Annotated in this window: 18 protein-coding genes and 1 tRNA gene; 7 read left to right on the top strand and 12 right to left on the bottom strand. The window is 69.9% G+C overall.

Translation table 11 applies throughout. The features are described 5' to 3' along the window. Positions 1 to 7 precede the first annotated feature (7 nt). Together CJZ80_RS07025 and CJZ80_RS07020 are read right to left on the bottom strand one after the other, a co-directional pair. Positions 8 to 442 (bottom strand): RNA-binding protein, encoded by a 435-nt coding sequence (locus CJZ80_RS07025; RefSeq protein WP_094511619.1) that lies wholly within the window; start codon positions 440 to 442, stop codon positions 8 to 10. A 191-nt stretch (positions 443 to 633) separates the two neighbouring features. Beyond that, positions 634 to 1,941 carry a poly-A polymerase gene (locus CJZ80_RS07020; RefSeq protein ID WP_094511617.1) on the bottom strand — a complete coding sequence of 436 codons (1,308 nt, stop codon included), beginning with the start codon at positions 1,939 to 1,941 and terminating at the stop codon, positions 634 to 636. On the opposite strand from CJZ80_RS07020, the gene CJZ80_RS07015 reads away from it, so the two are divergent. The 3 genes from CJZ80_RS07015 to CJZ80_RS07005 are packed head-to-tail and all read left to right on the top strand — an operon-like array spanning position 1,940 to position 3,389. Then, on the top strand, positions 1,940 to 2,191 hold the full coding sequence (locus CJZ80_RS07015) for a Ycf34 family protein (protein WP_094511615.1): 252 nt from the start codon (positions 1,940 to 1,942) through the stop codon (positions 2,189 to 2,191). The two genes, CJZ80_RS07020 and CJZ80_RS07015, sit on opposite strands and share 2 nt — an antisense overlap. Beyond that, positions 2,191 to 2,832 carry a tRNA (adenosine(37)-N6)-threonylcarbamoyltransferase complex dimerization subunit type 1 TsaB gene (gene tsaB / locus CJZ80_RS07010; protein ID WP_094511613.1) on the top strand — a complete coding sequence of 214 codons (642 nt, stop codon included), beginning with the start codon at positions 2,191 to 2,193 and terminating at the stop codon, positions 2,830 to 2,832. Before CJZ80_RS07015 ends, tsaB begins: the two co-directional genes overlap by 1 nt. Further along, complete coding sequence (locus CJZ80_RS07005; RefSeq protein WP_094511611.1) at positions 2,832 to 3,389, top strand: YdcF family protein; 558 nt, start codon at positions 2,832 to 2,834, stop codon at positions 3,387 to 3,389. Before tsaB ends, CJZ80_RS07005 begins: the two co-directional genes overlap by 1 nt. Here the strand turns inward: CJZ80_RS07005 and CJZ80_RS07000 are convergent. Genes CJZ80_RS07000 through rpaB form a run of 5 tightly spaced genes read right to left on the bottom strand, consistent with a single transcriptional unit; the run spans position 3,331 to position 8,150 of the window. Next, positions 3,331 to 4,056: a 1-acyl-sn-glycerol-3-phosphate acyltransferase gene (locus tag CJZ80_RS07000; RefSeq protein WP_094511609.1), complete on the bottom strand. Its 726-nt coding sequence runs from the start codon at positions 4,054 to 4,056 to the stop codon at positions 3,331 to 3,333. The genes CJZ80_RS07005 and CJZ80_RS07000 overlap by 59 nt on opposite strands. Continuing rightward, the gene (fabD, locus tag CJZ80_RS06995) at positions 4,053 to 4,952 is read right to left on the bottom strand and encodes an ACP S-malonyltransferase (protein WP_094511607.1); all 900 of its coding nucleotides are present in this window, start codon (positions 4,950 to 4,952) and stop codon (positions 4,053 to 4,055) included. The genes CJZ80_RS07000 and fabD overlap by 4 nt, the downstream gene beginning before the upstream one ends. Positions 4,953 to 5,005: 53 nt before the next feature. Further along, a complete protein-coding gene (locus tag CJZ80_RS06990; protein WP_094511605.1) occupies positions 5,006 to 5,998 on the bottom strand; it encodes a beta-ketoacyl-ACP synthase III in 993 nt (330 codons plus the stop codon). Between the two features lie 51 nt (positions 5,999 to 6,049). After that, positions 6,050 to 7,423 (bottom strand): phosphate acyltransferase PlsX, encoded by a 1,374-nt coding sequence (plsX, locus tag CJZ80_RS06985; RefSeq protein ID WP_094511603.1) that lies wholly within the window; start codon positions 7,421 to 7,423, stop codon positions 6,050 to 6,052. Continuing rightward, entirely contained in the window at positions 7,404 to 8,150 is a 747-nt protein-coding gene (gene rpaB / locus CJZ80_RS06980; protein ID WP_094511601.1) for a response regulator transcription factor RpaB, read from the bottom strand. Before rpaB ends, plsX begins: the two co-directional genes overlap by 20 nt. A 92-nt stretch (positions 8,151 to 8,242) precedes the next feature. On the opposite strand from rpaB, the gene radA reads away from it, so the two are divergent. Beyond that, positions 8,243 to 9,724, top strand: coding sequence for a DNA repair protein RadA (gene radA, locus CJZ80_RS06975; RefSeq protein WP_094511599.1), 1,482 nt, complete (start codon positions 8,243 to 8,245; stop codon positions 9,722 to 9,724). An 81-nt stretch (positions 9,725 to 9,805) separates the two neighbouring features. Here radA and CJZ80_RS06970 read toward each other — a convergent pair whose 3' ends face one another. Next, positions 9,806 to 10,327: a photosystem I assembly protein Ycf3 gene (locus CJZ80_RS06970; protein WP_094511597.1), complete on the bottom strand. Its 522-nt coding sequence runs from the start codon at positions 10,325 to 10,327 to the stop codon at positions 9,806 to 9,808. Between the two features lie 160 nt (positions 10,328 to 10,487). Between CJZ80_RS06970 and CJZ80_RS06965 the strand changes: the two genes are divergently transcribed. From CJZ80_RS06965 to CJZ80_RS06955, 3 genes are read left to right on the top strand one after another with little or no spacing between them, the layout of a single operon-like run. After that, on the top strand, positions 10,488 to 12,920 hold the full coding sequence (locus CJZ80_RS06965) for a heavy metal translocating P-type ATPase (protein WP_369803009.1): 2,433 nt from the start codon (positions 10,488 to 10,490) through the stop codon (positions 12,918 to 12,920). Then, positions 12,907 to 13,581, top strand: a complete 675-nt coding sequence (gene tmk, locus CJZ80_RS06960) for a dTMP kinase (protein ID WP_094511595.1) — start codon at positions 12,907 to 12,909, stop codon at positions 13,579 to 13,581. Before CJZ80_RS06965 ends, tmk begins: the two co-directional genes overlap by 14 nt. Then, a complete protein-coding gene (locus CJZ80_RS06955) occupies positions 13,574 to 14,533 on the top strand; it encodes a DNA polymerase III subunit delta' (RefSeq protein WP_094512329.1) in 960 nt (319 codons plus the stop codon). The genes tmk and CJZ80_RS06955 overlap by 8 nt, the downstream gene beginning before the upstream one ends. 148 nt (positions 14,534 to 14,681) lie before the next feature. On the opposite strand, the gene CJZ80_RS06950 is transcribed toward CJZ80_RS06955, so the two are convergent. The 4 genes from CJZ80_RS06950 to CJZ80_RS06935 form a co-directional block, all read right to left on the bottom strand. Further along, positions 14,682 to 15,470 carry a response regulator transcription factor gene (locus tag CJZ80_RS06950; RefSeq protein WP_094511593.1) on the bottom strand — a complete coding sequence of 263 codons (789 nt, stop codon included), beginning with the start codon at positions 15,468 to 15,470 and terminating at the stop codon, positions 14,682 to 14,684. Between the two features lie 150 nt (positions 15,471 to 15,620). Beyond that, positions 15,621 to 15,692, bottom strand: a tRNA-Asn gene (locus CJZ80_RS06945). Positions 15,693 to 15,708: 16 nt separating this feature from the next. Beyond that, entirely contained in the window at positions 15,709 to 16,449 is a 741-nt protein-coding gene (locus CJZ80_RS06940) for an ABC transporter ATP-binding protein (RefSeq protein WP_094511591.1), read from the bottom strand. Next, positions 16,446 to 16,712: a hypothetical protein gene (locus CJZ80_RS06935; RefSeq protein ID WP_094512325.1), complete on the bottom strand. Its 267-nt coding sequence runs from the start codon at positions 16,710 to 16,712 to the stop codon at positions 16,446 to 16,448. The genes CJZ80_RS06940 and CJZ80_RS06935 overlap by 4 nt, the downstream gene beginning before the upstream one ends. Positions 16,713 to 17,087: the final 375 nt, after the last annotated feature.

Below are 17,087 nucleotides of genomic sequence, written 5' to 3'. Positions count from 1 at the left end.
TGCTGGCTCAGACCGTGGTGGCTGTCTGGTTGGCCAGCAGGGATTTCAGTTTGGCGAGCTCACCGGCCCAACGCGGATCGGGGGCGCCTTCGGTGATGGTGTCACTGTGCACCACCTTGTTGACGGCCTTGCGGGCCGCCACAGGAGCGGCACCGCCGGCGGCGGGCCGGCGATCGCCGGTGCCGGGGCGGCTGTCACGGCGCTCGGAGCGCTCGATGCGCAGGCTGTTGCCGCCGAAGTCGTGGCCGTTGAGCTGCTCGATCACGGTGTCGGCCAGTTTCTCATCCTCGACATTGGCGAAACCGAAACCACGGCAGGCACCCGTTTCCCTGTCCTGAACGGTCTTGAAGCGCACGCCCTCGGCGATGGAAGTGAACAGAGCATCGAGCTCGGCGGCATCGAAAGTCTGCGGCAGATTGCCGACGTAGAGACGAACACTCATGGGAGGAGGGGGGAGAGAAGGGAGGTGGCGGCCTGCGCCATCGGGTGAACGCACCGGCGAAACGCAGGGCAGCGCAGGAGGCGCCAAAGAGCGATCGGGGAGGTGTTTCTGACGTTCAGGAACTGGACGTCAACCGTTGCCGTTCGGGCTTCGATGAAGCGATGGAAGATGCCTGTACACAGAGCAGTCAATCACGGCGCCGGTCCAGCCAGCCAGCGACGCGCCGCCGCCAGGGCCTCCTCGCTGCTCTCCAGGCGGCCGAAGGCGCGCTCGATCGTCAGGTGGGCCAGCAGTTCGCCCAGCCGCCGTGACGGGGCCAGCCCCAGCCGCTGCTGCAGTTCCGTGCCGTCGAGCGGGGGCCTGGGATGAAAGAGAGGATCGCCCGGATCACGCCAGCGGGGCAGCCACTCCCGCGCAAACGGCAGCGGCAGCATGAGCAGCAGGGCGGGCAGGTCGTCCTCCAGGTCGCGGTGAAAGTGCACCTGCTCCCGTTCCGAGCCGAACGGGGCGGCGGGATCCCGCACCCCGCCGGGCCCCTCCAGCTGCGCCCGCCAGCTCCGCAGCAGACCGCAGCGTCGCTGCAGCGCCCGGCTGGCGTGCAGCCGCCCCCAGCTGGCGGCATCAAGCAGCGTGGCCAGGCGCGCCAGGGGCAGGGCCACGCGGGCTTCGTCTTCGCTCAGGCCCCTGGCTGCGGCCGCCGCCGGGGTGAGCTGTCGCAATGCGGCACCGGCGGCTTCATTGCCGGCTGCACCGCCTTCCACAGCGTCCGGCTGGCGCCAGGCGTCCAGCAGGCCGATCGTCAGCACCCGGGCCAGCCCTTCGCCGCCGCCGGCGCACGCCGCCAGCTTCTCCAGCTCCACCCGCACGCGCTCCACGGCCACTTGGTCGATCCGGCGGCTGTGGTGCTGGATCCAGGCTGCGCTGGTGGCGTCGAGGTGAAAGCCCAGTTCCGCGGCCAGTCGCTCACCTCGCAGCAGTCGCAGCGGGTCGTCCAGCAGGTTCGCTTCGCTCACGGCCCGGATCAGTCCCGCCGCCAGATCGGTCAGGCCGCCGCTCGGGTCGAGCAGCTGGCTGCTCGCCGCCAAGGGCAGGGCCAGGGCGTTGAGACAGAAGTCGCGGCGCAGCAGATCGGTGGCCAGGTCCGCGCCGGCCTGGCGGGCCAGATCCACGCTCCAGCCCCGGATCACCAGCCGGGCGATCGAGCGCTCCTGATCCAGCACCACGCAGCGACCACCGTGCTCCCGGCTCAGCCGCTCGCCCAGGGCAATGGCCTCCACCGGCACCACCAGATCGAGGTCGGGCCGCTCCCCCAGCCGCCCGAGCAGGCCATCGCGCACGGCGCCACCCACCAGGGCGGTGCCCGCAGGAAAGGCCGCCGGAGGCACCGGCCAGCGTTCCGTCGCCAGGCGGCGGCGCAGCAGAGCCGTGGCGGCGGCCAGATCCAGAGGCACGCTGGCCTGGCCCGCCAGAATGGCTGCATTCGGAGACCACTCAGGCATGTGCATCTGCGTGGATTGCCACTGGGTGGACCGCTGCCAGGCCTATCACGCGGTGGAGCGCCAGCACGGCGTCGAGCATCTCGCCGTTGCCCCCGACTTTCGCCCGGTGGATCCACGCATCCATGTGCAGGTGATGGATCTGCCGGAGAACCGCGTGGGCGTGGAGTGGGACGTGCGGTCCTGCGCCAGCTTCCAGGCTGAACCGGGTCGCTGGCAACGGCTGCGTCCTCTGGCGGCGGTCCCGCGGTGATGGACGCTCCTGCCTGGGGCCTGGCCCTGCACAGCAGCAGCGAGGTGCTGGGAGTGGCGCTCCAGTCGCTGCTGGAGCCGGAGACGCCGCCCTTGATCCACACCTTCCCGCTGGGGCGCCGGCTCTCCAACGATCTGCTCGCCTGCGTGGAGGAGGTATTGCCAGCCTGCCGCTGGCCGCAGCTGGCACGGCTGGCGGTGGCCACCGGGCCCGGTGGCTTCACTGGCACCCGGCTCACCGTAGTGATGGCCCGCACGCTGGCCCAGCAGCTGGCTCTGCCCCTTGATGGTGTCAGCAGTTTCCTGCTGGTGGCGCGGCGCCTCTGGCAGGACGGAGAGCCGCTGACGGCCGCCGATCCGTTCTGGCTGCTGCACGAGCTGCCGCGCCGGGGTGTGGTGGCGGGTGCCTACGGGCTCGATGCAGGGGCTCCAGGGGGGGTGGTGGAGCGCCAGCCGCCGCGCCTGTTCGCCGATGCCGATGCCGTGCCTCCTGGCCCACGGCTGCCGGCGGTGGTGGAAGCCAGAGCCGATGTGGCCCAGTTGCTCGCCTTCAGCAAGGCGGCGGCGATGGCCGGCGGGCCGGCCCCCTGGAGCACGGTGCTGCCGATCTATCCCACCAGCCCCGTGGGGGGAGAGGGTTGATGCGCCGCCTGGTGCTGCTGACGTTGCTGACGGCGGGCAGCTTCTGGCTGGGACGTTCCCTGCTGCTGCCGCCGGCTTCGCCGCCCCAGCTCATCCTCGTGCTGGGCGGTGACGTGAAGCGCGAGAAGGTGGCCGGGCGCTTGGCGACGCAATACCGTCTGCCGGTGGTGGTCAGCGGCGGCAGCAACCCGGAATACGCCCGCTGGCTGTTCGATCAGGAAGGCCTGCGGCAGCAGCAATACCGGCTGGATTACCGCGCCCATGACACGCTTTCCAACTTCACCACCGTGGTGGATGATCTGCGCCGTGGCGGCATCCGTCACGTGCTGCTGGTCACCAGCAGTGATCACATGGACCGGGCCCTGCTGGTCGGCCGGGTGGTGGCCGGCAGCCGCGGCATCCAGCTGACGCCCGTGGCGGTGTCCTGCGGGGAGCACTGCCATCCTGAGAGCCTCCCCAAGCGCTGGGGCGACGGCCTGCGGGCCGTGGTGTGGGTGCTCAGCGGGCGGGATCTGAAGAACTGGGCGCAAGCGCAGCACGCTCAGACCCGGGCCTGATCAGGCCCTCATTCAGCAAGGCATTGATCTGGTCCTGGCAGGCCTGGGTGGTCGCCAGGAGGTCTTCGCGACGGCGCGAGGCGGGCGGCGGGATCGGCTGGCCGATACGGATGTGGATCGGCACCAGGCGTGGCCAGGTACGGCCTGCGCCCATGGCCCGGTGGCTGTTGACGATCGCCACCGGTAGCAGCGGCACGCCGGCCCGTGCCGCCAGCAGAGCAGCGCCCGCCTGCGGCTGGTTGACGCGGCCGTCCAGCTGCCGGGTGCCATCGATGAACACCCCGGTGGCCCAGCCCTGGGCCAGCCGTGCTGTGGCGACCCGAATGGCTTCGCGGTCGCTGGCCCCCCGCTGCACCGGGTAGGCCCCGCAGGCGCGAATGATCGGGCCCAGCAGGGGGACCCTGAACAGCTCTGCTTTTGCCATGAAGGCCACGGGTCGGCCCAAGGCGTGGCCCAGCAACGGCGGGTCGAAGTGGGAGCCGTGGTTGGCCACCACCACCAGTGCACCCTCCGTGGGCACATTTCGATTGCCGCTGGTGCGCCCACGGAACAGGATCCGGTAGAGCGGGAACACCAGCAAATAGCTGATCAGCCGGTAGGTAAGGCTGGGGCGGGGATTCAACAGCGCCAGCGGATCGGAGGAATCCAGCCCTTTGGATTCGCTCAAAGCGCCAGGTCGGCCGCCGCGCCGATCTGGGCGGTGGCGAGGCCGGGGACTGCCCGGCGCAGCAGGCCGCTCAGCACGTTGCCCGGCCCGACCTCCACCACGGTTTCGATTGCTAGCCGCGGGAACTGGTCCATGGTTTCGCGCCAGCGCACCCCCGTGACCATCTGCTCGCTCAGGCGCTCCTTGAGCAGGGCGCCGTCAGTGGCCGGGGTGGGATCGGTGTTGCTGAGCACCGGAATGGCCGCATTGGCGAATGGGACCTGCTCCAGGAGCTGGCGAAAGGCGGCCGCGGCTTCTGCCATGAAGGGGGAATGGAAGGCCCCCGACACAGCCAAGGGGATCGCCCGCTTGCAGTTGATTCTCTGGCACAGGGCCTGAACCGCCTCGGTGCTGCCGGAGAGCACCACTTGGGAGGCGCTGTTGTCGTTGGCGATCACCACCCCTTCGCTGGCGGCGATCCGTTCGTCCAGCTCCTCCCGGTTGAAGCCGATCACGGCGGTCATCGACCCGCCACCTGCGGCGGCCATCAGCTCGCTTCGCTGCCGCATCAGGGCCAGGCCTGCCTCAAGGTCGAAGACACCAGCGGCGTAGAGCGCCACCAGCTCCCCAAGGCTGTGTCCGGCCACAAGGTGGGCGCAGCGCCCCATCCCCTTGAGCGCATCGACCAGCAGGCTTTCCAGCACGAACAGGGCCGGCTGGCTGTTGCGGGTGTCGTTCAGGTCGGCCGGTGCGGTGGGATCACTGAGCGGTTCACCGGCGCAGATCGCCAGCAGATCCCTGCCCAGGAGATCCGAAGCAGAAGCAAACCGCTCGCGCGCTCCGGGCAGATCGAGCAGATCACCCACCATTCCCAGCTTCTGCGATCCCTGGCCGGGAAACACCCAGGCAATGCCCATCCTGTTCGTCTTGAACGGAATCTGAGATTACGGCGACGCCCTGGCTAGCCCCCTCAGCCGCCGGGTCCACGCCAGCGGAGCAGCGCCGCTCCCCAGCTCAGCCCGGCGCCGAAGCCACTGCTGGCGATCAGGTGGCCAGGCTGGATGCGGCCATCACGTACCGCTTCATCGAGCATCAGCGGGATCGTGGCGGCAGAGGTGTTGCCGTAGGCCGCCAGGTTGCTGAGCACCCGCTGGTTGGGAATGGCGAAACGCTGGGCCACCGCATCGAGGATGCGCTGGTTGGCCTGATGCAGCAGCAGCCAGTCGAGCTCGGCTGCGGTGGTGCCAGTGGCGGCGAGCAGCTCCTGCAGCACGGCCGGCACTTCCTTGACGGCGAACTTGTACACCTCCTGGCCGTTCATGTGGATCGGCGCGAAGCCGCCGCGCTGGGCCGTGTGGCCGTCGAGCAGCGCCTGCCGCTCCTCCCGCTGCGCCAGGGTCAGGCAGGCGGCGCGGCGGCCGTCAGAACGCATGCGGAAGCCCAGCAGGCCATCCCGCTCGCCTTCACAGGCCTCCACGGCGATGGCGGCGGCGGCGTCGCCGAACAGCACGCAGGTGCGCCGGTCGTCCCAGTCGACCCAGCGGCTGAGCTGGTCGGCCCCGATCACCAGCACCTTGCGCGCGCTACCGGCGCGGATGTATTGGGCTGCGGTGATCAGGGCGAAGAGAAAGCCGCTGCAGGCGGCTGTGAGATCGAAGGCCACGGCGTTGGTGGCCCCCAGCCCCGCCTGCACCCGCGGCGCGGTGCCGAACAGGTCGTCCGGGCTGGAGGTGGCCAGCAGGATCAGATCCACCGTCTCCGCCGACCAGCCGGCGTGATCAAGGGCGTTGCGGGCGGCGGCGGTGGCCATCGACGTCACCGTTTCCGTGGGCCCGGCCACACGGCGCGCAGCGATGCCGGTGCGGCTGCGGATCCACTCATCGTTGGTGTCGACGCGAAGGCTCAGCGCGTCGTTGCTGACGATCAGAGCGGGGAGCGAACTGCCGCATCCCACGAGCGCCATGCCTGCGCCCATCCGGCCAAGCGCCACCGACTCACCCACGGTTCGGCTCAGTCAACCACAGGCAGGAACGGAGCTCTCCTCGCTGCTGAGCTTGTGCAGATCTTCCATCACCCCATGGCTGGCGGCCAGGTGCGCCAGCCGCAGCGCGCTGACCACCGAAAGGGCCTTGCTGCTGCCGTGGCCGATCACGCAGACCCCATTGACGCCGAGCAGCAGGGCGCCGCCGTGCTCGGCATGGTCGAGGCGCTTCTTGATCCGCACCAGGTTGCTGCGCAGGAAGGCGGAGCCCACCTTGCCGCGCCTGCCCCGGGGCAGTTCGGCCCGCAGCACATCGAGCAGCACGCTGCCCACCGACTCCAGGAACTTGAGCAGCACGTTGCCGGTGTAGCCGTCGCAGACCACCACATCGAAGCTGCCGGAGAGGACGTCGCGGCCTTCGCAGTTGCCGGCGAAGCGCAGCCGCTGCTCGGCGGCGAGCAGGGCGTAGGCCTTGATGGTGAGCTCGTTGCCCTTGCAGGCCTCCTCGCCGATGTTCAGCAGGCCGATGCGGGGCTGGGGGATGCCGAGCACGTCGCGGCTGTAGATGCTGCCCAGCAGGGCGAACTGCTGCAGGTACACCGGCTTGCAGTCCATGTTGGCGCCCACGTCGAGCACAAGCACCTGCCGGCCCGGGTCCTTGGTGGGGAAGAGGGCGCCGATGGCGGGGCGGTCGATGCCCTTGAGCCGGCCGAGCCGGAAGATCGCCGAGGCCATCACGGCACCGGAGTTGCCGGCGGAGTAAACCGCCGCCGCCTCACCGCTCTTGACCAGGTCCATGGCCATGTTGATGCTGGCGTCGCGCTTGCGGCGCACCACCGTGGCTTCCTCGTCCATGCCCACCGAAGGGCCGCTGGCGACCAGCTGCAGCAGCCCGGCCTGCAGGCTCTCGCGCAGGTCGTCTTCCAGGTTCAGGGCGGCCGCGGCCTGCTGCACTGCCGCGGCTTCGGCCACGAAGCGGATCTTCACCGGCAGGCAGCGCACGGCAGCCAGGCAGCCCTCGAGGATCGGGCCGGGGGCATGGTCTCCCCCCATGCCGTCGACGGCCATCCAGATGCGGTCACGGTCGCGGATCGGAGCGGACCCATCGCCACCGGTCTGCAGGCGCCGGCGGGGGTAGCTCATCAGCGGCTGCAGCACTGTGCCGGCAACCGATCCCGCCATGGTGCCGGCGGAGGAGGCCACCGAACCTGCCGCCGAGGCCATCGAGCCGGCCACCGAGGCGGCGGCGGAAGCAGCGGAGGCGGCAGTGCTGGCTGAGGAGGTGGCCGTGTCAACCAGGCTGGTGACCGTCGCATTGCGGCGATACCAGACCACCAGCCGGCGGATCGCGCGGCTGGGTTTGGCGCGGCGTTGTCTCAGTTCTGAATCAGAGTCCTTCGGAGGCAACGGCTTCCACGATGCGCTGGAACAGGTAACCCGTACCCCGTGCGGTGAGGATCAGCTCGGGGTTGGCTGGATCATCTTCCAGTTTGGAACGCAGCCGTGAGATGTGGACATCCACCACCCGGGTGTCCACGTGACGCTCGGGGGTATAGCCCCAGACCTCCTTGAGAATCTCGCCGCGGCTGAAGGGCTCACCCGAACGGCTGACCAGCAGCTCCAGCAGGCTGAACTCCATGCCGGTGAGGCGGATGCGCTCTTCGCCCCGGTACACCTGGCGCTTGTTGGTGTCGATGCGCAGCTCGTTGACCTGGATCACGCCGGAGTTGGGGATGCCCACCACCTGCTCCTTCTCCACCCGGCGCAGCACGCAGCGGATGCGGGCCTCCAGCTCCTTCGGGCTGAAGGGCTTCACCACGTAGTCGTCGGCACCGAGCTCCAGGCCGGTGATGCGGTCGGCCACGTCGCCCAGAGCGGTGAGCATCACGATCGGCACATCGGATTCCTTACGGAGCTCCTGGCAGACGCCATAGCCGTCGAGCTTGGGCATCATCACGTCGAGCACCACCAGATCCGGGCTGGAATGGCGGAAGGCCTCAAGCGCCTCCACGCCGTCACAGGCGGTGACGACGTCGTAGCCGATCATCGTGAGGCGGGTTTCGAGAATCCTGCGGATGCTCGCCTCGTCGTCAACGACCAGGATGGTTTCCTTGGCGGAGGAGGAAGCCGTCATGGTTGCGCCGGCCTGGGTACACAAGTCCTGACCACTGAACTGGTCGGAGGGGCGGCAAATTCACCCAACGCCACCATTCTTCACACACCGCCGTGGCCCGATCCGCACCGCTGTTCATCTGCCAGGCCTGTGGAGCTCAGACCCGCCAGTTCTTCGGCCGCTGCCATGGCTGCGGTGCCTGGAACACGCTGGTGGAACAGAGCGGCCCCGCCGCTGATGGCCGCCGCCGCCGCGCCGCGCCTGAGGGCGCGCCTGCCCGTACCGGTGCGGGCGAGAAGGTGGCCCTCGCGCCAGGGCGTCCCCGGCGCTCGGAATCGATCCTGATGGCGGTGGAGCGGCCGCTCCAGCGGTTGCCCAGCGGCTTCGCAGAGTTCGATCGGGTGCTGGGCGGCGGGCTGGTGCCCGGGGCGCTGGTGCTGGTGGGGGGCGATCCCGGCATCGGCAAATCCACCCTGCTGCTGCAGAGCGCCCAGGCGCTGGCCGCCATCACCTCGGTGCTCTACGTGAGCGCCGAGGAGTCGGCGCAGCAGGTTCGCCTGCGCTGGAGCCGGCTCGCCCCGCCAGGTGCCGGCGCTGCGGAGCAGCCGGTTGGGGCCGATGGGACCGTGCCGGCGGGTGCCGGGCTGCAGCTGCTGGCGGAAACCGATCTGGAGCTGGTGCTGCAGGAGCTTGAGGCGCTGCGGCCGGCGGTGGCGATCATCGACAGCATCCAGGCCCTGCATGACGACCAGCTCAGCAGCGCGCCGGGATCGGTCGCCCAGGTGCGCGAATGCGCCGGTGCCCTGCAACGGCTGGCCAAGCGCCAGGACACCGCCCTGCTGCTGGTGGGGCATGTCACCAAGGAGGGGATGCTGGCCGGGCCCAAGGTGCTCGAACACCTCGTCGATGCGGTGCTCACCTTCGAGGGCGACCGCTTCGCCAGCCACCGGCTGCTGCGGGCGGTCAAGAACCGCTTCGGTGCCACGCACGAACTGGGCCTGTTCGAGATGCGCGACCGGGGGCTGGCGGAAGTCACCAATCCCAGCGAGCTGTTCCTCGGTCATGACGGCCCCGCCGCCGGCACCGCCACGATCGTGGCCTGTGAAGGCACCCGCTCGCTGGTGGTCGAGCTGCAGGCCCTGGTGAGCACCACCAGCTATGCCAGCCCACGCCGCACGGCCACCGGCATCGGCATCAACCGGCTGCACCAGATCCTGGCCGTGCTTGAAAAGCACATGGGGCTGCCCCTCTCCCGCTTCGATTGCTACCTGGCGGTGGCCGGTGGCCTCGACGTGGAGGAGCCGGCGGCCGATCTCGGCGTGGCCGCGGCGGTGGTGGCCAGCTACCGCGATCTGACCATGCCGGCCGGCACGGTGCTGGTAGGGGAGCTGGGGCTGGGAGGGCAGCTGCGGCCGGTGGGCCAGCTGGAGCTGCGCCTCCAGGAGGCGGCGCGGCTGGGGTTCCGCCGGGCGGTGGTGCCGCGCGGCAGCGGCCTCGGGGCGATCGCCGCCGGGCTTGATCTCCAGCTGCTGGAGGCCGCCACTGTGGCGGAGGCCCTGGTGGCCGGGCTGGGGTTTGACCCTGCTGCCGACTGAGCCGGGCCGGCGGCTCCACCCTGCCCCGGCCAGGCCACACCCCGCCCCGGGCAACGCCCTGCCCAGGCGCCCCGACGAGGCTCAGAAGTAGACGTCGACGTTGCCGCGCCCGCTGGTCTTGAGCCAGTTCTGGGCTTCGATGTAGTTGTTCGGCGCCATGCGGATCGCCTTGGTCCAGTAGTCGGCGGCGCGGGAGAAGCAGCGGTCCGACTCATCGGTGTCGCCCCGTTCTTCCGCCAGGGAGCCGAGGTGGTGGTGAATCACCGCGATGTTGTTGAGGGCCTGCGGCATGTGCTGGTTGAGATCCAGCGCCTGCTCGTAGAACTCCAGCGCCTTCTGGTGATCGCCGTTGCTGGTGAACACCAGCGCCATGTTGTAGAGGATGAAGGCCTTGTCGTTGGGGTCGTCCTCCAGCTTCAGGGCTTCCTCGTAGTTCTCCAGCGCTTCGGCATATTCGCCGTCGCCCTGGGCGCTCATGCCGTCGCGGTAGTACGCGAAAGCCTCCTTCGCCCGCCGGTTGGTGGGAATCACCTTGAGGATCAGGTCCGCCATGACCGTGAAGCTCTTGTCGATGAAGTTGTCGTTGCGTTGGCTGCGGGGCACGGGAACGGTCTGGTTTGTGGACCCATCCTGACGCCTGCGCGGCGAGCCAGCTTCTGCCGGAGGGCATCTCTAGCCTGAAACCCAGCTGCCGATCCCAGTGGTTCAGGTTTCCCCCGGCCCCGCCGTCTCACCGCTTCCGGCTGCACCGTCTCCCCGCCCCCTGGTGCCGGTGCTGCTCGAGGTGGACGGCATGAAGTGCGGGGGGTGCGTGCGTGCCGTGGAGAAGCGCCTGCTGGCCGTGCCCGGTGTGCACCAGGCAAGCGTGAACCTGCTCACCCACACCGCCTGGGTGGGCCTGGCCGCTCCTGTCGAGGCCGCGCAGCCAGGCCTCGACACCCAGGTGGCGGCCCTGCTGGCCAGCCTGGAGGGGCTCGGCTTTGCGGCACGCCTGCGTGATCAGTCGCTGCCGGCACCCACGGCGGCCGAGCTGGCCCAGCGCCATCGTTGGTGGCTGGAGTGGCGCCAGCTGATCGCGGCGCTGACGCTGCTGGTGGTGTCGGTGCTGGGCCATCTGGCGGAGGCGGGCAGCCTGCCGGCATCGCTGCTGGCGTCCCCGCTCGGAGCCCTGCTGGCGGCGCTCTGGTTCCACGCCCTCGTGGCCACCCTGGCCCTGGCGCTGCCGGGTCGTTCGATCCTGGTGCGCGGCGCCCTGAGCGCCTGGCACCGCATGCCCAGCATGGACACCCTGGTGGGCCTGGGCATGGGCAGCGCCTACCTCGCCAGCCTGGCGGCCCTGCTCTGGCCGGCGGCGGGCTGGCCCTGTTTTTTCAATGAGCCGGTGATGCTGCTCGGCTTCGTGCTGCTGGGCCGCTTCCTGGAGGAACGGGCCCGCTTCCGCACCGGCCGGGCGCTGGAGCAGCTGGCCCAGCTCCAACCCGAAACGGCGCTGCTGCTGGTGGGCGATGGCCCCCCGCGAGAGGTGCGGGTGGGAGGGCTGCGGCCCGCAGATCGGTTGCAACTGCTGCCGGGCGACCGGGTGCCGGTGGATGGGGTGGTGCTGGAGGGCTGCTCGGCGGTGGATGTGTCGAGTCTCACCGGCGAACCCCTGCCGCTGGAGGCCCGCCCGGGCTGTGAGCTGGCCGCCGGCATGCTCAACCTGCAGGCGCCGCTGGTGCTGGAGGTGACCCGCGCCGGTGCGGAGACGGCCCTGGCCCGGATCATTGCGCTGGTCGAGCAGGCCCAGGCCCGCAAGGCGCCGATACAGCGCCTGGTGGACCGGGTGGCCGGCCGTTTCACCGTGCTGGTGCTTGTTCTCGCCCTGGCCACCTTCCTGTTCTGGTGGCTGTGGGGCACCCGCCTCTGGCCGGATGTGCTGATGGTGGCTCCGCTGCTGGGCCATGGGGCCGGGGCTGCTCACAGCTTCGGTGGGCACGGCCTTGGTGGTATGGGCATGGGAGGCTCCGGCCACGGGCTGGCGGGGGCCGCCGCCGAGACCCCGTTCAGCCTGGCCCTGCAGCTGGCGATTTCGGTGCTGGTGGTGGCCTGCCCCTGTGCGTTGGGCCTGGCCACCCCCACGGCGATCACAGTCGGCTCAGGGCTGGCGGCCCGGGCCGGTGTGCTGTTCCGGGGCGGCGATGCGATCGAGACCGCCGCGCGTCTGCAGGCGGTGCTGTTCGACAAGACCGGCACGCTCACCCTGGGCCGCCCCCTCGTGGTGGCGATCGAACTGTCCCCCCCGGATCCAGCTCACCAGCTGGCGGGCGAGCTGGTCGACGCCGATGCCCTGATCCGTGTGGCGGCCAGCCTGGAGCAGCAGACCCGCCACCCGCTCGCCCATGCCCTGCTGCAGGAGGCGGAGCGCCGCCAGCTTCCTCTCTGGCCGGTGAGCACCTGCGTCACCTTCGCCGGGGCCGGGGTGGAGGGGGAACTGGAAGGGGTCAGCGGCCCTTGCCGGGTGGGTCGCCTCGACTGGCTGGAGCAGCGAGGGGTTGGTCTGGGCGCTCCGCTCCGCCAGCGACTCACAGCACTGGAGGCCGACGGCGGCTCGGTGTTGGCCGTGGCGGTCGGCAGCCGCCTGCTGGGCCTCGTGGCGGTGCACGACCAACCGCGCGCCGATGCGGTCGCCACCGTGCAGGAGCTCGGTGCCATGGGGCTGAACCTCGGCGTGCTCAGCGGTGACCGGCAGCCTGCCGTGCGGCGCCTCGGTGAACGGCTCGGCTTGCCGGACGACGCCCTTGCCTGGGAACTGCGCCCCGAGCAGAAGCTCGACCGGATCGTGCGCTGGCAGCAGTTGGGGCCGGTGGCGATGGTGGGCGATGGCATCAACGATGCGCCCGCTCTGGCGGCGGCCGATCTCGGCATCGCCGTGGGCACCGGCACCCAGATCGCTCAGGACACCGCCGATCTGGTGATCCTTGGCGACCGCTTGTCCTCGCTCGTGCTGGCGCTGCAGCTGGCGCGGCGCACGCTGGCCAAGGTGCGCCAGAACCTTTTCTGGGCCTTCGGCTACAACCTTGTGGTGCTGCCGATCGCGGCCGGCGCCCTGCTGCCAGGCTTCGGTGTGGTGCTCTCCCCACCCCTGGCGGCCCTGCTGATGGCGATGAGCTCGATCACCGTGGTGGTGAACGCGCTGCTGCTGCATGGTCCAGCCTGACCCCGATCGCCCCAGGGGGCGCTTTCTCGTGCTGGAGGGCATCGATGGCTGTGGCAAGACCACCCAGCTCGAACGTCTGCAGGCCTGGTTGCCCAGCAGCGGCCTGCTGGCGCCCGGGGCGGAGCTGGTGGTATGCCGCGAGCCGGGAGGGACGCCGCTGGGCCAGGCGCTGCGGCAGCTGCTGCTGCATCCGCCGGAGGCGGCCAGCCCCTGCCCCACCGCGGAACTGCTGCTTTATGCGGCCGACCGCGCCCAGCACGTGGAGGCCCGCATCGCGCCCGCCCTGGCGGCGGGCCACTGGGTGATCAGCGACCGCTTTGCCGGCTCCACGGCCGCCTACCAGGGCTATGGCCGTGGCCTGGATCTCGCGTTGATCGGCCAGCTGGAGGCCATCGCCACCGCCGGCCTGACGGCCGACCTCACCCTCTGGCTGGACCTGCCCCTGCCGCTCTCACTGGAGCGTCGCGGCCACCGGCCCGCCGATCGGATCGAGTCGGCGGGACTGCCCTTCCTGCAGCGGGTGGCTGGAGGATTCGCCCAGCTGGCGGCGCAGCGGGGCTGGGCGCGGGTGGAGGCTGCCGCTGCTCCCGAACAGGTGGCGGAAGCGATTGCCGCACTGCTGCGGTGCCGTTTCGCCGCTGCTGGTGGCTGCGATGGCTGATCTGTTCGCCGACCTGATCGGCCAGCCCCAGGCCGTGGCCCTGCTTGCCGCGTCGCTGCAGCGCCAGCGGCTGGCGCCGGCCTACCTGTTCAGCGGGCCGGATGGGGTGGGACGGCGCCTGGCGGCTCTGCGCTTCCTCGAGGGCATTCTGGCCGGGGTCGCTGGCTCAGCCCCGCTGCGACGCCGGCTGGAGGAGGGCAACCACCCGGATCTGCTCTGGGTGGAGCCCACCTACCAGCACCAGGGCCAGCTGATCCCCCGTTCGGAGGCGATCGCCCAGGGAGTGGCGAAGCGGTCGCTGCCCCAGCTGCGCCTGGAGCAGGTGCGGGCGATCAGCCGTTTCCTGGCCCGTCGGCCGCTGGAGGGCGACCACTGCCTTGTGGTGATCGAGGCGGTGGAGATGATGGCGGAGGGGGCGGCCAATGCCCTGCTCAAAACCCTGGAAGAGCCCGGCAACGGGCTGCTCGTGCTGCTGACCAGCGCGCCCGAGCGCCTGCTGAGCACGATTCGCTCCCGTTGCCAGCAGATCGTGTTCAGCCGGCTGGATCCGGCCTCCCTGCAGGCGGTGCTGCACCGCCGCGCCGATCTCTCACCCGTGGCGGAGGGGCCAGAGGCCGCCGGCCTGATCGCGCTGGCGGCCGGCTCGCCGGGGGCGTTGCTGCGCCACCGGGAGCAATGGCAGGCCCTGCCACCGGGGCTGGCGGAGCGGCTGCTGGAGCGGCCGGGCCAACCGCTGGAGGCGCTGGCCCTGGCCCGTGAGCTCACCGAAGCCCTGGACCTCGATCTTCAGCTGTGGCTGCTCGACTGGTGGCAACTGCAGAGCTGGCGCCGCGATCTCTGCCAGGCCGATCAGCAGCGGATCGAGCGCCTCCGGCGCCAGTTGCAGGGGGCTGTGCAACCCCGGCTGGCCTGGGAAGTGGCGCTGCTGGAGCTGGGCGGATCGCTGGTGTGAGCCTGGAGTTCCAGGGGGATCTGACCGCCACCTGCGCCACGCGCCCCTTGACGGACAACAGCGCGAAGCTCTGACAGGCGCCTGGGGAGTCGCTGAAGCAGCGCTCCGGCTGTGTCGGTGCCGCTTCAGCAGCAGATGGTCGGTGGAATCAGGCGGATTCGAGCGAGCGCAGCTGGTCGCGCGTGTCCTGCCGAAGCTCTCGCACCAGCCGCTCCTGCTGTTCCAGCTGGGGGCCAGTGGGGAGTTCCAGGCAGTAGCCGGCTCCGTAGACCGTTTTGATGAACCGGGGTTTGCGCGGTTCGGGTTCGAGCTTGGTGCGCAGGTGGCGCACGTGCACCCGGATGGTCTCGATGTCGTCGTCGGGCTCGTAGCCCCACACTTCCTTGAGGATGAGCGAGGGGGCCACGGTCTGACCGTGACGCTGGAGCAGGCAGTGGAGCAGTTCGAACTCCAGGTGGGTGAGCCGGACGGCTTGATCGAACCAGATGGCCTCGAACCGCTCGGGCACCAGGGTGAGAGGCCCGAAATTGAGAATCTCGTTGTGTTTTTCGGCCAGAGGGGCGCGATCGATGCGCCGCAGCAGTGCTTTCACCCGCACCAGGAGCTCTTCGAGATCGAAGGGCTTGGTCAGGTAGTCGTCGGCGCCGGAGTTGAAGCCGCTCACCTTGTCTTTGGTGCCGCCGAGCGCCGTGATCATCATGATCGGGATCCCGGCCGTGCGCTCATCGCGGCGCAGGCGCTGGCAGAGGGTGAGGCCATCCACCTTGGGCAGCATCAGATCGAGCAGGATCAGGTCGGGATGGGCCTGCAGGGCCAGGGCCTGGCCCTTGATGCCGTCTTCGGCGCATTCCACCTGGAAGCCGCCGTGCATCAGATGGGCAGCCACCAGCTCACGCATGTCCCTGTCGTCTTCGATCAGCAGGATGCAGGGCTTCATGGGCGGCGCAGGGCGGGTGACAGCGGCAATCCGTTGGATTCGAAGAGGCCGTATGAGCTGCTTTCGCAGAAGTATGGGACACGATCCTGGCAACCGCGCCACCGGAACGTGAACAACCGGCAGGCAGCGCTGCGGCAAGGCGAACAGGAACTCCCCGGGCAGGATTCGAACCTGCGACCAATCGGTTAACAGCCGACCGCTCTACCGCTGAGCTACCGAGGATGGCAACCCGGTGAACCTACCCCTCGGTCGCGCCGCCAGGCAAGAGGGAGACCCTGCCGCGAAGGCGCCGGCATAGTTCCGGCCCGTCCTGCCAGCGGCCCATGCGCCCGCTTTCCATCAGCACGGCCCCGTCGCAGCGCTCGAGTTCCTCCAGCCGATGGGTGATCCAGAGGGCGGTGAGGGGTCGCTCCTGCCGGTGGCAGAGGCGATGGATCAACTCCAGAACCTCCGTCTGGCTGATTGGATCGAGCAGGGCGGTGGGTTCGTCGAGCAGCAGCAGGTCGGCACCGCTGGCGAGGGCACCGGCGATGGCCACCCGCTGTTTCTGGCCGCCGCTGAGCGTGTGGATCGGCCGCCCTTCCAGGCCAGGTAAGCCGACCTGGGCCAGGGCTTCGGCCACCCGCCAGCGCCGCTCCTCACGGCTGAGGCCCTCCGCCAACGAGAGCTGGAGGTCGGTGCCGCAGCTGGGCAGCAAGAGTTGGTGGTCGGGGTTCTGGAACACCAGAGCCGGCGTGCGCTGGCGGTGAATCCGCCCTCGCTGCGGATCGAGCAGCCCGGCGATCAGCCGCAGCAGGGTGCTCTTGCCGCTGCCGTTGCCCCCCACGAGCATCCACAGCCCTGGACGGGGCACCTCGAGGTTGATGTGGTCAAGGGCGAGGCTGCCGTTGGGCCAGCGGAACCCCAGGTTCTCCACCACCAGCGGAGGATCAGGGGCGGAGAAACCGGCGCTGGCATGGGCCGGTGGCGAGCTGGTCAACTGTCGACGCTGAAGCCGGGACGTTTGGTGCCGGTGCCACCCGCGGCCGAACGTTCGTAGAGCTGAACGGCTACCAGCTCACTGCTCAGCAGGCTGACCAGTTTCTCCTCGGCTTTCTCGCAGCTGAGTTCGAGCACGCGCGGTTGACCGCTCTCCAGGACCGCCTTGATCTGGCCATACAGGGCCTGGGCGTCGGCCAGTTCCTTGCGCTGGACCGAGACGGGCATGGGGCTGAGCTTGAGCGAGAGCTCGACGACGTACACGGCGATTTCGGTGAGGGCAGCCGCCACTCTGGCGAATGGCGCGGCGCTGCGGTTTCCGCTGAAGGGCCGGCCGGCTCCCGGTTGGCTCCGGTTTGGCTCGGGGCTGGATTCAGGGCTGCTTCCGGTGCGGTTCAGACGAGCGGGGCGGCCGCAAGGCCTGGGGCTGACGGAGCCGGTGAGTGCAAGTACTCATTGCCCCCGGGCCAGGGCGGCGGAAGCCCCGGCCACCGGCTGATTTCCGTACAGTGCCCTTGTAAAGCTTCATGAAGCCTCTTCATCATGACGATTGCTGTAGGGCGCGCGCCTTCGGCTCGGGGATGGTTCGACGTCCTCGATGACTGGCTCAAGCGCGACCGCTTCGTGTTTGTCGGCTGG

This window comes from Synechococcus sp. MW101C3, from assembly GCF_002252635.1.
In the GTDB taxonomy this organism is placed as follows: Bacteria; Cyanobacteriota; Cyanobacteriia; order PCC-6307; family Cyanobiaceae; genus MW101C3.
This window is presented reverse-complemented; position numbering and strand designations above follow the sequence as displayed.